Below are 14,139 nucleotides of genomic sequence, written 5' to 3'. Positions count from 1 at the left end.
ACTCTAGACCTGCGGTCCGGCAGGTCGGGACCGGTGCGCGCGGCTCAGCCGGCGGGCGGGGTCGTCGTCGTGGGCGGCGTCGTCGCGGTCGTGGGCGGCGTCGTCGGCGGCCTCGGCGACCGGGGCGGCGGCAGCGTCGCGCGGCCCGGGTGGTGCCGCTCCCGGAAGACCCCCAGGTGGATCCCCTGGCGACGTGCCGCGATCGCCACGAGCCCCGCCACCAGCAGCAGGAAGCCGGTCACCAGCACCGTGCCCGACGTCCCGGCCACGGTCACCTGGGTGAGCGTGACGTGCCAGTGCTCCGACGGCAGCACCACGAGAGTCCGTTCGCGGGCGAACCACGGCGCGTACAGGTACACCCCGCCGGCGACCGTCAGGAGCAGCCCGCCGGCCGTCGGCAGGGCGGGGGTCCACAGCGCGAGCACCAGCACCGTGCCCAGCAGCAGCAGGCCGATCGTCACCAGCACGATCCCGGCCAGGTCGGCCGAGGCCGTCCAGCCGTCCACCTGCGCGACCAGGATCCGGGACTGCCCGAGGAGGGTCACGCCCATGCCGATCGGGGCGAGCAGGAGCCCGAGCACCGCGCCGAGCACGTGCGTGCCGAACGTCGTGGTGAAGGGTGCGTTCGGGGCGGGGAACAGCTCCGCGTCCGGCACCTGGGACGCGGGGTCCCGGTGCGCACCGGTGGGGGGAGCGGGGACCTTCGGGGCGGGCGTCGCCGCGTCAGGTGATGCAGCGGGCGGCGCTGCGGGGCGAGGAACGGCCGGAGAAGGGGAGGTGCCGGAGCTGTCGGCAGGGGAGGCGTCGGGCGGGGCGCCCTCGCTGCGCACGGGGGTGCTCGGCGTGCTCGGGGTGGGCGGCGGTGCGTCGGAGGTGCTCATGCGTGCTCCTCGGGTCCCGCGGTGACGTCGTCCCACGTCACCGTCCCGATCCACGCTATTGCGCGACGGGCTCCAGCGCCGGGTGAGCGTCCTCGTCCGCCGTCGTGACCGTGGCGGCGGCGTCCTCGTGGGCCGATGCGGCGGCAGCGGCAGCGACCACGGCACCCGAACGACCCCGGTAGGCGTACGCGGCGCCGACGAGCAGCCCGCCACCGACCAGGTTGCCCAGACCGACGAGCGCGATGTTGCGGGCCATCTCTCCGACGGTCGCACCGGGCAGGTCGCCGTACAGACCGAGCGAGAACGTCGTCATGTTCGCCACGACGTGCTCGAAGCCGGAGGTGATGAAGACCATGACGCACGCGAAGATCGCGGCGATCCGCGCCCCCTCGCTGCGCAGCCGGTTGGAGCACCAGATCGCCAGGCACACCATGAGGTTGCACAGGACGCCGCGGAAGAACAGCTGCGCGTTCGTCTCCGCGGCCTTGTGCTCGATCATCCAGGCGATCGCGTCACCCGGGTCCGTGCCGGGGGCGGTGACCCCGGAGAAGTGCACGAGGGCCGCGAAGATCATCGCGCCGATCAGGTTGCCGACCATGGTGGCCAGCAGCACGACGCCGGCACGGCCCCAGGTGATCGTGCGGCGCAGCGCACCCTGCGTGAGGTACATCATCGAGGAGGTCGCCAGCTCGGCTCCGGCGACGACCACGATCGTCAGCGCGACGCCGAACACGAGGCCCTGCACGAGCGGCGCCCACGGCGATCCGGCCATCTTCAGCGGGCCGCCCGCGGTGACCATGATGATCACGCCGATGCCGATGTAGGCACCGGCCAGCATGGTGCGGACGAGGAACAGTCCGGGGTCGCGGGCCAGGTCGACCTTGTCGACGGCGGTGTGCGCCTGGTGGTCGACGGCCTCGGGGATGCTCAGCACCTGTCCAGGGTGACGCACCCCTCGGCGCTGCCCGTGGGACGTTGGGCCGGGTTTCTCACGGCCGTTCGGGCGTGCGGAATCAACCGACGCGGCGCGCGGTTGCCCGCTGACATGACGCACCTGTTCTCCCCGCTCACCCTGCGCGGCACCACGTTCGCCAACCGCGCCTGGCTCGCCCCGATGTGCCAGTACTCGGCCACCGACGGGTTCCCGGACGACTGGCACCTCGTGCACCTGGGCTCGCTGGCCTCCGGCGGCTACGGGCTGCTGCTCAGCGAGGCCGCGGCGGTCGCGCCCGAGGGTCGGATCAGCCCGCGCGACGTGGGCCTGTGGGACGACGCGCACATCGCGCCCTGGCGTCGGATCACCGACTTCGTGCACGCCCGCGGCACGAAGATCGGCGTGCAGCTCGCGCACGCGGGCCGCAAGGCCTCGACGTACCCGCCGTTCGGTGCCGCCGGTCACGGCACGGTCCCGCTCGACGAGGGCGGGTGGACCACGGTCGCGCCGTCGGCCCTCGCCTTCCCCGGCCTGGACGCCCCCGCTGCGCTCGACGAGGCGGGCGTCGCCGCGATCCCGGGCCTGTTCGCCGACGCGGCCCGTCGGGCACTGGCCGCGGGCTTCGACGTCGTCGAGGTGCACGCCGCGCACGGCTACCTGCTGCACCAGTTCCTCTCGCCGCTGTCCAACCACCGCGAGGACGAGTACGGCGGCTCGCTGGAGAACCGGGCCCGCCTGCTCGTCGAGACGGTCGACGCGGTCCGCGCCGTCTGGCCCGACGAGCTCGCGCTGCTCGTGCGATTCTCGGCGACCGACTGGACCGACGGCGGGCTCAGCGTCGAGGAGGTCGGGCAGGTGGCCAAGGAGCTCGCCGGGCACGGCGTCGACCTGGTCGACGTCTCCTCGGGCGGCAACGCCCCTGCGCAGATCCCCGTCGGGCCCGGCTACCAGGTGCCCGCGGCCCGGGCCGTCAGGGAGACCTCGGGCCTGCCCGTCGGCGCGGTCGGCCTGATCACGGACGCCCGCCAGGCCGAGCAGACGCTCGTCGACGGTGCGGCCGACGTCGTGCTCCTCGGTCGGGCCGCGCTGCGCGACCCGTTCTGGCCGCTGCGCGCCGCGCACGAGCTCGGCGTGCCCACCGAGGCGCTGCCGCTCGAGGTCGGCAGCTCGGACCCGGGCGTGCAGGACGTCACGGGGTGGCAGCCGCAGCACGTGCGCGGCGCCTGGCGCTGACCTCCGGCCTCACGCGCACCGGTGCCACGGCCCGTCCGCGCGACGCTCAGGCGTCGTCGTCGGCGGGCCGGGTGCCGTTGCTCTCGTGCGCGGCACGGGCGACCGCGGCGGCCACCACGGTCGTCACCTCGGGGTTGAACACGCTGGGCACGATGTAGGTCGGGTTCAGCTCGTCGTCGGTGACCACCGAGGCCAGGGCGTACGCGGCGGCCAGCAGCATGGTGTCGGTGATGCGGTGCGACTGCGCGTCGAGCAGACCGCGGAACACCCCGGGGAACGCCAACACGTTGTTGATCTGGTTGGCGAAGTCCGACCGGCCGGTGCCGACGACCGCTGCGTGCACGGCCGCGTCGTCCGGATCGACCTCCGGGCGGGGGTTCGCCAGGGCGAACACGATCGAGTCCGGGCCCATGGTGGCCACGTCGTCGCCGGTGATGACGTCGGGGGCGCTCACGCCGATGAACACGTCCGCGCCGACCAGCGCCTGCGGGATCGTCCCGGTGACACCGCGCGGGTTGGTGTGCTCGGCCGTCCACCGCAACGACGGCGCCAGCCCGGGTCGGTCGACGTGCACGACGCCCTCGATGTCGCCCACGACGACGTCCACCGCCCCGGCGGCGAGCAGCAGGCGCAGCACCGCGGTCCCGGCCGCACCCGCCCCGGAGAGCACGATCCGCACGGCGCCCAGGTCCTTGCCCACGACCTTGAGCGCGTTCGTCAGCGCCGCGACCACGACGATCGCCGTGCCGTGCTGGTCGTCGTGGAACACGGGGATGTCCAGACGCTCACGCAGGCGCCGCTCGACCTCGAAGCAACGCGGGGCCGAGATGTCCTCCAGGTTGATGCCGGCGAACACCGGCGCGATCGCGCACACCGTCTCGACGATCTGGTCCACGTCGGTGGTGTCCAGCGCGATCGGGAACGCGTCGATGCCCGCGAACCGCTTGAAGAGCACCGCCTTGCCCTCCATGACCGGCAGCGCCGCGAGCGGGCCGATGTCGCCCAGGCCCAGCACGGCCGTGCCGTCGGTGACCACCGCGATCGTGTTGCGCTTGATCGTCAGGCGGCGGGCGTCCTCCGGGTGCGCCGCGATCGCCTCGCAGATCCGGGCGACACCGGGCGTGTAGGCCATCGACAGGTCGTCGCGATTGCGCAGCGGCACCTTCGACTCGATCGACAGCTTGCCGCCCAGGTGCATGAGGAACGTGCGGTCCGACACGCGCTCGACGCGCACCCCGGCCAGGTCGCGCAGGGCGTCGACGATCTGCGCCGCGTGCTCCTCGCCGCGCGTCGCGCACGTGACGTCCACGGTCATCCGCTCGTGCCCCGAGTGCGTGACGTCGAGAGCCGAGACGATGCCGCCGGCCGCCTCGATCGCGGTGGTCAGCTCGCTGACCGCGGTGGGCCGGGCCTGCACCTCCAGGCGCGCGGTGATGGACGACGACACGGAGGGGGCGGGAGCCATGCGGCTCATCGTGGCACCCGGCGCGGCGGGCGTCTCGACGGCCACGGCGGCCTGCCTAGGGTGGGCCGGTGAACGACGTGCAGCCGACCCCACCGGCACCCGACCCGCTCGCGGCGGTCGCAGCCCTGCCGGGGGTCGCCGAGGCGGTCGGCCTGGCCCGGCAGGCGTGCGAGGAGCTGCGCTGGCACGAGGCGTACCGGCGTCGCTGGCGCGAGGTGCGGGCCGAGGCGACCGTGCGTTCGGCCCAGGCCTCGGCCGCGCTTGACGGGGCACGGCTGCCCGTCGAGGCCGTGCGGGCGCTCGCGGTCGGGACGCTGCCGGGGCTCGGCGCGGCCGGAGGCTTCGCGCGGGCTGGTTCTCGTACGGACGAGGTTCGTCCGGACGCGGTGCGCACGGACGGGGCGCGCACGGACGCCGTCGGGACCGTCGTGCTCGGTGCGCTGCGGGCGGGCGCGGGCGCCGAACGACTCATGCCGGCGCTCGTCGGTCGGGACCGCACGGTCCTGCCGCCGCTCGCGCAGATGCTGTCGCGCCTGCACGCCGCCGCGGCGGGCGGCCGTGTCGAGAACGACCTGGTCGGGCGGACGCGTCCCGCCGGCGTCGAGCCCGCCGACCTGCGCGGCCTCGGCCCGGCGCCGGACGGGGAGCAGGTCGCCGCACGCCTCGACCTGCTCGCCCGGACCGTGGCCGCGACGTCCGCGCCGGCGCTCGTCGTGGCGGCGGTCGTGCACGGCGAGCTGCTCGCGCTACGACCGTTCGTCGCCGGGAACGGGGTCGTGGCGCGTGCGGTCGCCCGGCTCATGGTGACCGCGCGCGGCCTGGACCCGACCGGTTCGGTCGTGCCCGAGGCCGTCTGGGCGCGGCAGCCGAACCTGTACCTGGGGGCCGCGGCGCAGTTCGGCACGGGAACCCCGGACGGGGTCGCCGCCTGGGTCGTCGCGTGCGCCCGGGCCGTCGTGCAGGGAGCCGACGAGGCTCGGTCGGTCGCGGACGCGGTGCTCGCGGGTCGTCTCGTCTGACGTCCGCATGCCGGACCGGGCATCCGCGATGCGGGCGCCCCCGGTGCGCGACCTGCGCGGGTGCGCCGCGCACTTCCCACGCGGTGCCGCCCGGTGTAGCAAAGGCTCACAACTGCATGACCCGAGGGCACCCACGGGCAGGAGAGCCCCCCTAGGGGCAGGTCGACCGGGCTGGACCCGTAGCGACCCGATCAGAGCACGCTTGATCACCCTCGCGGTCATCCGTTCGGCGACGGCGTCCCCCGGGGCGCCGTCGTCCGTGTGCGAGGGTCGTGCGGGGTGGTTCGGGTCCTCGAGCGACGGGCGAGTCGCCCTCAGCGGCGGCGGGTGGCCGCCCGCCAGACGACGACCACCGCGACGACGGCCGCCGCACCGGCCACGAACGCCACCGTCCGCCCCGACGGGCGACGCAGGCCGAGCAGCCGCACGGGCCGCTGGAACGTCAGGACCCCCCACCCCTCCTCGGCGGCGAGCCTGCGCAGCGCCCGGTCGGGATTCACCGCGAAGGCGTGCCCGACCGTGCCGAGCATGGGCGCGTCCGTGATCGAGTCCGAGTAGGCGTAGCTCGCGGGCAGGTCGTACCCCTGCTGCGCGGCCAGGTCGCGGATGGCCTGTGCCTTGTTCTCGCCGTACGCGTAGAAGTCGATCTCACCGGTGTACCGGCCCTCGGCGACGCCCATCCGGGTCGAGACGACGTGGTCCGCGCCCAGCAGGGCGGCGATCGGTTCGACGATCTCGGACCCCGACGCCGACACGATGACGACGTCGTGCCCGGCCTCGTGGTGCTCCTCGATGAGGGCTACGGCCTCTGCGTACACGGTCGGGTCGATGGACTCGTGCAGCGTGCGCGCGACGATCTGCCGCACCTGCGCGACGTCCCACCCCGTGACCATGCGGGACAGCTGCACGCGCAGCCGCTCGGTCTGGTCGGCGTCGGCGCCACCGAGCAGGTACTGCAGGTGCGCGAAGCCGGTGCGCAGCACGGACCGCTTGGTCAGCAGCCCGCCGGCCAGGAACGGCCGGGAGAACGCGCTCGCCGACGAGGTCGCGATGATCGTCTTGTCCAGGTCGAAGAACGCCGCCGTGCGCAGCACCACGCGCGGCGTGGCAGGCGTCGGGGACGGTGTCATGCGGGCTCCGTGGGGGTGTCCGGGCGTCTCATCTGCGGGTTCGCCCCGAGCCTAGTTCGTCCCGTCGCGCAGCGGCCGGGACGACCCACCCCCAGCCCCGGGCATGGGCCCGTCACCTCGTGCGTGCGGCCGCTCGCAGGTCCGGGCCGGGAAGCCGACCGACATCCTCGCCGTCGGAGGTGATCGACCGTGACGACCATCGAGGTGCCCGGCGCCCTGCGTGCGACGGGCTCGCACGACCGCCCTGCCGGCATGCCGTCGGCCGGGGTCGTGGGGCGACGCGCGCGCGTCGTCGGCGTCGTCGGCGCCCGCGGCGGTGCCGGCGCGTCCACCCTTGCCGCAGCCCTCGCTGACCGGCTCGCGCACGCCACCGCGACCGCGCTCGTCGACCTCGACACCGGCTCGGCCGGGCTCGACGTGCTCGTCGGGGTCGAACGGGACCCCGGGCTGCGCTGGCCCGACCTGCATGCCGCCCGGGGCGAGGTGGACGGAGCTGACCTGCTCACGCTGCTGCCCCGGTGGGGGCGGTGCGCGGTGCTCAGCGCCGACCGCCTGCGGCCCGCCGCCCTGCCCACCGACGTCGTGCCCGACGTGCTCGGAGCCCTCACCACGGCCACCGGTGCGCTCGTGCTCGACCTGGGCCGTGCCGACGTGCTGGCCGGGACCGCGCCGAGCGCGGTCTGCGACACGATCCTGCTGGTCGCGCCACGCGACCTGCGCGCCGTCGCGGGTGCGCTCGCGGTGTCCGCGGCGCTCGCCGGCTCCGCCCCCGGGGTCGACCTGCGACTGGTCGTGCGCGGCCCGGCACCCGGTGGGCTCGGGGTCGCCGAGGTCGAGGAGGCCGTCGACCTCCCGCTGCTGTGCGCCGTGCGGGAGGACCGCAGGCTCGCCACCCACCTGGAACGGGCCCGGGTCCCACGAGCCGGGCCGCTCGGTCGGGCCGCGGGGCGCGCCGCCCGGCTCGTGCTCGACGAGGTCGGCCGGTGACCGTCGACGTCCCCCAGCCACCCCCGGGCCCGCCGGTGCAGGAGGCGACACCGCCGGTCGACCGGGCGCTCGTCGACGCCGTCCGCCCCCTGCTCGAGGCGCACCTCGAGGCCCACGGAGGCACCCGTGCGGCCGGCCGGGCCGAGTTCGACGCCGCGCTCGCTGCAGCCGTCGAGCAGGCCGTGCGCGCGAACGGGGCGATCCTCGGTTCGCACGCCTTCGCGCAGGTCTGCCGGGCCGTGCGCGACGAGCTCGTCGGTGCCGGACCGCTGCAGCCGCTGCTCGACGACCCCGACGTCACCGACGTGCTGGTCAACGGCCCGCAGGACGTGTGGGTCGAACGACGCGGACGGCTCACCCGCACGGCGGTCGACCTCGGTCGTACCGAGGACGTGCGGGCGCTCGCGGTCCGGCTCGCGGGCGCGGGTGGGCAACGCCTCGACGACGCCAGCCCGACCGTCGACGCCCGGCTGCCCGACGGCACCCGGCTGCACGCCGTGCTGCCGCCCGTCGCGCCACGCAGCCCGCTGCTGAGCCTGCGGGTCGTGCGCACCCGCGCGTTCACGCTCGACGAGCTCGCCGCCGCCGGCACGCTCGTGCCCGGGCTCGTGGCCGTGCTGCGCGCACTGCTCGCGGCCCGGGCGAACCTTCTGGTCAGCGGCGCGACCGGCTCGGGCAAGACGACGCTGCTCGCCTCGATGCTCTCGGCCGTGCCGCACGACGAGCGGATCGTCGTCATCGAGGAGGCCGAGGAGGTCCGGCCCGCGCACCCGCACGTCGTCCGTCTGCTCGCCCGGCACGCGAACGTCGACGGGGCCGGGCGGGTCGAGCTCGCCGACCTGGTCCGGCAGGCCCTGCGGATGCGACCGGACCGCATCGTGCTCGGCGAGTGCCGCGGGGCCGAGGTCCGGGAGGTCATGGCCGCGCTGAACACCGGCCACGAGGGCGGGTGCGCGACCGTGCACGCCAACACCGCGGCCGACGTACCGGCCCGGCTGGAGGCCCTCGCCGCCCTCGCAGGCATGGGGCGCGACGCCGTCGCGGCGCACGCGGCCAGCGCCTTCGACACGGTTCTGCACATGCGTCGCGAACCCGACGGAGCACGCCGGCTGGTCGAGGTGGGCATGGTCGACCGCGCCCCGGACGGGTCGTTGCGTGTGTCGAACGCGGTCACGGTCGAGGGGCGACGCGCCCTGCCCGGGCCCGCCTGGCCTGCGCTCACCGCACGCGTGGGGTTGCGGTCGACCGCGGGAACCGCGTCGTGACCGGGCTGGCATGCGTGCTCGTCGCGCTGGCGCTGCTCGCGTCGGCAGGTCCGCGCGGGCGCAGCCCGGCCGTCGTGGCCGCGTCCGCGCCGACGGACGGTTCGGTGCGCGCGTCGGACGCCGTTCGGTGGCGGTCCTGGCTGCGGCGCACCCGACGCACGCGGGCCCGGGACCGGGACCTCACCGCGCTGCTCGCCGGGGTCGCCACCCAGCTGCGGGCCGGCGCACCGCCTACGGAGGCGTGGACGCACGTGCTCGGGGTGCCCGTGCCCGACGGCGTCCCGACCGTGGCCGACCTGCTCGGCTCCGACGCCGGCCGTGCGCCGACGTCGGTGCGCGCACGGGCCACTGCGGCGGTCGCCGCGACCCGGCTGGCCGCCGAGCTCGGTGCCCCGCTCGCCGACCAGCTCGACCGGGTCGGGGACGCGCTGGCCGTCGAGGCCGAGCTCGAGGGTGATCGCCGGGCCGCGCTGGCCGGGCCGCGCGCGACAGCGACGGTCCTGTCGTGGCTGCCGGTCCTCGGGCTCGTGCTCGGAACGGGGATGGGGGCCGACCCGCTGGGGGTGCTGCTCGGCGGGGGCGTCGGCTCGCTCGCGGGCGTGCTCGGTGCCGGCGCTCTGCTCGTCGGGCGGTGGTGGACCAGGGTCCTGCTGTCCCGGGCCGCGCGCGCCGGTGCGTCGGGGACGTCGTGAGCCCCGGGGCGGTCGCCCTCCTGCTCGGCGTCCTCGCGGTGCTCGGCTCGGTGCCGTGGTGGTGGCGTCGGCCGACGCCTGCCCGGTCGGCGAGCCACGCGGGGTTTGTCGTCGGACCCGCAGCGCTGGGTCCCGCAACCCGTGGGGCCACTGCGGCTCCTGCGGCGCGGACGGGCGCGCCCGACGTCGGGGTCGGCGCCGTCGACCTCGGCCCCGCGCTGCTGCTCGAGCTCGTCGACTCCGCGCTCGGCACCGGGGCGGCCGTGCCGCGCGCGCTGGACGCGGTGGCGCGCACGCTCCCGGGTGCCCAGGGCGCGGCGCTGCACGGCGTCGCCTCCGCGCTCGCGCTCGGGGCGGGATGGTCGACCGCCTGGGCGCACGCGCCCTCGTCCGGGGAGCTCGAGCGCGCGCTCGCCGTCAGCTGGACGACCGGGGCCGCCCCCGGGCCCGCCCTGCGAGCCGCAGCCGACCGGCTGCGCCGTGAGGCTCGGGGCGAGGCCCGGGAGGCCGCGGCGCGCCTGGGCGTGCACCTCGTGCTGCCGCTCGGCCTGTGCTTCCTGCCGGCGTTCATGCTGCTCGGGCTCGTCCCGGTGGTCATCTCCCTGGCGGGTGGGCTCGTCGGCTGACGGCCGGGCGGCCGAGCAGGGCGAGCCGCACGAGGCGCCCACAGCCCCGGGGTGCCAGGGGTCGGCCACCGTCCCGGGAGCGGGACGCACGCGGCGCGGCGGGTCGTCGCGATCCTCGTGCGACCGGCCGCACCAGGCGGCCCGTCACGAGGAGGCGACCATGTCCGCACGGCTCACCAGATCGACCGAGGGTCACCCGGGCCCCGCGGTGCTCAGCACGCCGGAGGTGCTCACCGGCCCGGCGGCCGCGCGGGTGCGGACGACGCCCGGTCGGCGCCGCTCCCCGCGGCGCGCGAGCGGGCGCGTCGGCGGGAGGACCCGTGGGCGGCGAACCGGGCTGCTGCTGTGGTCGGCGGCGCCGTGGGAGCAGCTCCGGTCCCGCCTGAACGCCGTGCGAGCGGCCGGTGCGGAGGCCGGGATGGCGACCGCCGAGTACGCGATCGCGACGCTCGCGGCCGTCGGGTTCGCCGGGCTGCTGCTCGTCATCCTGCGCGGCGACGAGGTCCGCGGCATGCTCACGGCGCTCGTCCGGCAGGCGCTGCAGCAGTGAGCCCGGCGCGGCGGGGCCCCACGCGCGCCGTAGCCCTCCCGCTCGACGAGCCGGGCGACCGGGGGAGCGTGACGGCCGAGCTGGCGGTCGCGCTCCCCGCAGTGGTCGTGCTGCTGCTCGTCGTGCTGGGTGTCGTGCACGCGTCTTCGGTGCGCTGGCAGTGCGCCGACGGAGCCCGCGCCGGTGCCCGGTCGGCCGCCCTCGGCGAGTCCGATGCCGTCGTCGTCCAGACGGCGCGTCGGGCCGCCGGGGGAGCAGCGAGCGTCGAGGTCGTCCGGGACGGAGAGTGGGTCACGGTGACGGTGGGGCGTGCGGTGACCGGCTGGGACGCGGTGCCGCTGGACGTGCAGGCGCAGGCCGTGGGCCGGAGCGAGCCGTGACACGGGCACCCGTGCCGTCCGGCGACCGGGGCTCGGGCACGGTGCTGGTCCTCGCGCTGGTGGCCGTGGTCCTGCTGCTCGGCGCGGGGCTCGGCGCGCTGTCGGCCGCGCACGGCTCGGCCGGGCGCGCTCAGTCGGCTGCGGACCTCGCCGCGCTCGCGGGCGCCGGGGTCCTGCCCCGTCAGGGGGTTGCGGCGGCCTGCGCGGTGGCCGGTGAGGCGGCCGTGCGCAACGGTGCACGGCTGACCGCCTGCGAGGAGGACGGAGCGGACGTGCTCCGGGTCACCGCGGCGGTCGACGGCGTCGGCGGGCAGGCGCTCCGGCAGGCACGTGCCGGACCGTCCTCGGCACGGGAGGAGGGGTGAGGTCAGGCCGGGGCGTGGGCGAGCACGACGTCCAGGAGGCGCACGGCGGCCGCCTTCTCCAGCGGGGTGTTGCCGTTGCCGCACTTGGGCGACTGGATGCAGGCGGGGCAGCCGACGACGCACGGGCACGAGGCGATCGCGTCGCGCGTGGCCCGCAGCCAGGTGGTTCCGAGCTCGAAGCCGCGCTCGGCGAACCCCGCACCACCGGCGAGCGCGTCGTGCACGAACACGGTGGCGTGCTCGGTGTCGACGTGCAGCGCCGTCGACAGCCCGCCGAGGTCCCACCGGTCGCACGTGGCCAGCAGGGGGAGCAGCCCGATCGAGGCGTGCTCGGCAGCGTGCAGGGCGCCCGGTGCCAGCTCGGCGGTCACGCCCGCGGCCTCCAGCACGTCGGCCGGTGCCGTCCACCACACCGAAGCCGTGCGCAGCGTCCGGGCGGGCAGGTCGAGGTCGGTGTAGCCCATGACGCGCATGTCCGGCAGGTGCTTGCGCTGGTAGCCGATGACCTGGGTGGTCACGTCGACCTGCCCGTACCCCCACGTCACCGGCCCCCACGGGACCTCGGCGTCGGTCGTCACGATCGTGGTGGACGACACCCAGCGCGCCCAGGTGCCGTGCTCGACGTCCCGGCGCGTGACCAGGGCGACGGCGTCCTGCTGGTGCAGCTCGTCGACCTCGAACGTCAGGCCCTGGTGCACGTACACCGCACCCGGGTGCACGGTCGCATCCGCGGAGGCCGCGTCGACGGTGCCGAGCAGCCGACCGGTGGTGGCCTCGACGACGCGGACCGGGTCGCCGCCCGTGCCGCGCAGGTCGGTGAGGCGAGAGGCAGGTTCGGAGTGCGTCCAGTACCAGCCCGAGGGTCGACGGCGCAGCGCACCGCGCTCGACCAGCTCGTCGAGGAGCTGCCCGGCACGGGCGCCGCCGAACAGGCCCAGCTCGCTCGCGCGGACCGGGAGCTCGGCCGCGGCCGCGCACAGGTGCGGGGCCAGCACGTACGGGTTCGTGGGGTCGAACACGGTGGCCTCGACGGGGGTGTCGAAGATCGCCTCCGGGTGGTGCACGAGGAAGGTGTCGAGGGGGTCCTCCCGGGCGACGAGCGCGACGAGCCCCTCCGCGCCCGCACGTCCGGCCCGGCCCGCCTGCTGCCACAGCGACACGCGCGTGCCGGGCCACCCGGCGATGAGCACGGCGTCCAGACCCGCGATGTCGACGCCGAGCTCGAGGGCGTTCGTCGTGGCGAGCGCCCGCAGCTCGCCGGAGCGGATGGCGCGTTCGAGGGCCCGCCGCTCCTCGGGCAGGTAGCCGCCGCGGTAGGCCTGCACGGCGCGGGCCAGGGACGGGTCGATCTCCGCGAGGTGGGCGCGCGTGGTCGTGGCGACCGATTCCGCGCCGCGCCGCGACCGGGTGAAGGCGAGCGTCCGGGCCCCGGCCGCGGTCAGGTCGGCCAGCAGGTCGGCGACCTCGGCGGTCGCCGTGCGTCGTGGGCGGTCGTCGGCGTCGACGACCGTGCGCTCGCCCGTGCCCAGCGGCCCCGAACCCTCGCCGCCGGCACCCGCGGTGGCCGGTGGGTGGAGCGGATCGGTGCTGCCGGGTCCGCCGTCGGGCGCGCCGGCGGGTCCGCCGTCCGGTGCGCTGCCGGGCGCGAGGTCGGGTGCCGGGACGGGAAGGGCGGTCGCCCACGGGTCGTCCTCGGGCAGCAGGGCGGACCACGGTCCGTCGCCGCCGGGCAGCTCGGGCGGCTGCCACAGCACGAACGTGCGGCGACCCGCGGGCGACCCGTCGTCGGTCACCGCGGCCACCTCGTCGGGGTCGACGCCGATGAGCCGGGCCGCGCTCGCCGCCGGGTCGGACGTCGTGGCCGAGGCGAGCAGGAAGACCGGGCGTGCCCCGTACTGCTCGGCGAGCCGGCGCAGCCGTCGCAGCACGAGGGCGACGTGGGCGCCGAACACCCCGCGGAACGCGTGGCACTCGTCCAGCACGACGTAGCGCAGCGACGCGAGCAGCCGGGTCCACCGTCGGTGCTGGGGCAGGAGCGCGTGGTGCAGGAAGTCCGGGTTCGTGAGCACGACGTCGGCGTGGTCCTGCACCCAGCGGCGCTCCTCGAACGAGGTGTCGCCGTCGCATGTCGCCACCCGCAGGTCGCGTGTGCCGGCAGCGACGAGCAGGCGTTCGAGCGCGGCCAGCTGGTCGGCGGCGAGGGCCTTCGTCGGGCACAGGTAGAGCGTCGTGCCGCGCCGTGCCACCGACTCGATACGCCCGGGGTCGAGCGTTCCGGCGGCGACGTCGGCGCGCACGGCGGTGAGCGCGGGCAGCCACAGCGCGAGCGACTTGCCGGAGCCCGTCGACGTGGCGAGCACGGTGTGCCGGCCGGACCATGCGGAGTCGGCGGCCTCGGCCTGGTGCGTCCACGGTCGTTCGACGCCGAGCGTGCGGTAGCCGCGCACCAGGTCGGGGTCCGCCCACGTCGGCCAGTCCGCGGGGCGGCCGTCGCGCGCGGGCAGGGTGCGCACGTGCGTCGCGCTGTCGGCACGCCGTCCGGCGGCGAGCAGCACGTCGAGCAGCTCCCCGGGACGGACCACGGGCTCATCCTTCCATCGCGCGCAACGGCC

Annotated in this window: 14 protein-coding genes; 9 read left to right on the top strand and 5 right to left on the bottom strand. The window is 76.2% G+C overall.

Going from position 1 to position 14,139, the window contains the following annotated elements; genetic code table 11:
* Positions 1-44: 44 nt before the first annotated feature.
* Positions 45-881: a hypothetical protein gene (locus tag BKA22_RS04445; RefSeq protein ID WP_146954048.1), complete on the bottom strand. Its 837-nt coding sequence runs from the start codon at positions 879-881 to the stop codon at positions 45-47.
* Between the two features lie 55 nt (positions 882-936).
* Entirely contained in the window at positions 937-1,815 is an 879-nt protein-coding gene (locus BKA22_RS04440) for a formate/nitrite transporter family protein (protein WP_146954047.1), read from the bottom strand.
* Positions 1,816-1,926: 111 nt separating this feature from the next.
* Here BKA22_RS04440 and BKA22_RS04435 point away from each other — a divergent pair, with 111 nt between their 5' ends.
* Positions 1,927-3,048: an NADH:flavin oxidoreductase/NADH oxidase gene (locus BKA22_RS04435; RefSeq protein ID WP_146954046.1), complete on the top strand. Its 1,122-nt coding sequence runs from the start codon at positions 1,927-1,929 to the stop codon at positions 3,046-3,048.
* A gap of 46 nt (positions 3,049-3,094) precedes the next feature.
* Here BKA22_RS04435 and BKA22_RS04430 read toward each other — a convergent pair whose 3' ends face one another.
* On the bottom strand, positions 3,095-4,513 hold the full coding sequence (locus BKA22_RS04430) for an NAD-dependent malic enzyme (protein WP_146954045.1): 1,419 nt from the start codon (positions 4,511-4,513) through the stop codon (positions 3,095-3,097).
* A 68-nt stretch (positions 4,514-4,581) separates the two neighbouring features.
* Here BKA22_RS04430 and BKA22_RS04425 point away from each other — a divergent pair, with 68 nt between their 5' ends.
* Positions 4,582-5,532 carry a Fic family protein gene (locus BKA22_RS04425; protein ID WP_146954044.1) on the top strand — a complete coding sequence of 317 codons (951 nt, stop codon included), beginning with the start codon at positions 4,582-4,584 and terminating at the stop codon, positions 5,530-5,532.
* A gap of 314 nt (positions 5,533-5,846) precedes the next feature.
* Here BKA22_RS04425 and BKA22_RS04420 read toward each other — a convergent pair whose 3' ends face one another.
* On the bottom strand, positions 5,847-6,662 hold the full coding sequence (locus tag BKA22_RS04420; protein ID WP_146954043.1) for an HAD family hydrolase: 816 nt from the start codon (positions 6,660-6,662) through the stop codon (positions 5,847-5,849).
* 189 nt (positions 6,663-6,851) lie between these two features.
* Here BKA22_RS04420 and ssd point away from each other — a divergent pair, with 189 nt between their 5' ends.
* From ssd to BKA22_RS04385, 7 genes are all read left to right on the top strand, one after another.
* Positions 6,852-7,649, top strand: a complete 798-nt coding sequence (gene ssd / locus BKA22_RS19600; protein ID WP_223203683.1) for a septum site-determining protein Ssd — start codon at positions 6,852-6,854, stop codon at positions 7,647-7,649.
* Positions 7,646-8,914: a TadA family conjugal transfer-associated ATPase gene (locus BKA22_RS04410; protein WP_146954042.1), complete on the top strand. Its 1,269-nt coding sequence runs from the start codon at positions 7,646-7,648 to the stop codon at positions 8,912-8,914. The genes ssd and BKA22_RS04410 overlap by 4 nt, the downstream gene beginning before the upstream one ends.
* Entirely contained in the window at positions 8,911-9,606 is a 696-nt protein-coding gene (locus BKA22_RS04405) for a type II secretion protein F (RefSeq protein ID WP_223203682.1), read from the top strand. The genes BKA22_RS04410 and BKA22_RS04405 overlap by 4 nt, the downstream gene beginning before the upstream one ends.
* A complete protein-coding gene (locus BKA22_RS04400) occupies positions 9,603-10,232 on the top strand; it encodes a type II secretion system F family protein (RefSeq protein WP_146954041.1) in 630 nt (209 codons plus the stop codon). The genes BKA22_RS04405 and BKA22_RS04400 overlap by 4 nt, the downstream gene beginning before the upstream one ends.
* Before the next feature lie 160 nt (positions 10,233-10,392).
* Positions 10,393-10,782, top strand: a complete 390-nt coding sequence (locus BKA22_RS19595) for a DUF4244 domain-containing protein (RefSeq protein WP_223203681.1) — start codon at positions 10,393-10,395, stop codon at positions 10,780-10,782.
* Between the two features lie 68 nt (positions 10,783-10,850).
* Positions 10,851-11,162, top strand: a complete 312-nt coding sequence (locus tag BKA22_RS04390; protein ID WP_223203680.1) for a TadE family type IV pilus minor pilin — start codon at positions 10,851-10,853, stop codon at positions 11,160-11,162.
* Positions 11,159-11,527 carry an Rv3654c family TadE-like protein gene (locus BKA22_RS04385; RefSeq protein WP_146954039.1) on the top strand — a complete coding sequence of 123 codons (369 nt, stop codon included), beginning with the start codon at positions 11,159-11,161 and terminating at the stop codon, positions 11,525-11,527. Before BKA22_RS04390 ends, BKA22_RS04385 begins: the two co-directional genes overlap by 4 nt.
* A 2-nt stretch (positions 11,528-11,529) precedes the next feature.
* On the opposite strand, the gene sftH is transcribed toward BKA22_RS04385, so the two are convergent.
* Positions 11,530-14,109, bottom strand: coding sequence for a DEAD/DEAH box helicase (sftH, locus tag BKA22_RS04380; RefSeq protein ID WP_146954038.1), 2,580 nt, complete (start codon positions 14,107-14,109; stop codon positions 11,530-11,532).
* Positions 14,110-14,139: the final 30 nt, after the last annotated feature.

The sequence above is a fragment of the Cellulomonas soli genome (genome assembly GCF_013409305.1).
GTDB lineage: Bacteria > Actinomycetota > Actinomycetes > Actinomycetales > Cellulomonadaceae > Cellulomonas > Cellulomonas soli.
Note: the sequence above shows the minus strand (reverse complement) of the source record. Positions and strands in the feature narration are given on the sequence as shown.

What these genes read in the sequence shown, in the direction of transcription:
- BKA22_RS19595 (WP_223203681.1), top strand. Translation starts at nt 10,393, where the DNA reads ATGTCCGCACGGCTCACCAGATCGACCGAGGGTCACCCGGGCCCCGCG.
- BKA22_RS04445 (WP_146954048.1), bottom strand. Translation starts at nt 881, where the DNA reads ATGAGCACCTCCGACGCACCGCCGCCCACCCCGAGCACGCCGAGCACC.
- BKA22_RS04430 (WP_146954045.1), bottom strand. Translation starts at nt 4,513, where the DNA reads ATGGCTCCCGCCCCCTCCGTGTCGTCGTCCATCACCGCGCGCCTGGAG.
- BKA22_RS04420 (WP_146954043.1), bottom strand. Translation starts at nt 6,662, where the DNA reads ATGACACCGTCCCCGACGCCTGCCACGCCGCGCGTGGTGCTGCGCACG.
- BKA22_RS04435 (WP_146954046.1), top strand. Translation starts at nt 1,927, where the DNA reads ATGACGCACCTGTTCTCCCCGCTCACCCTGCGCGGCACCACGTTCGCC.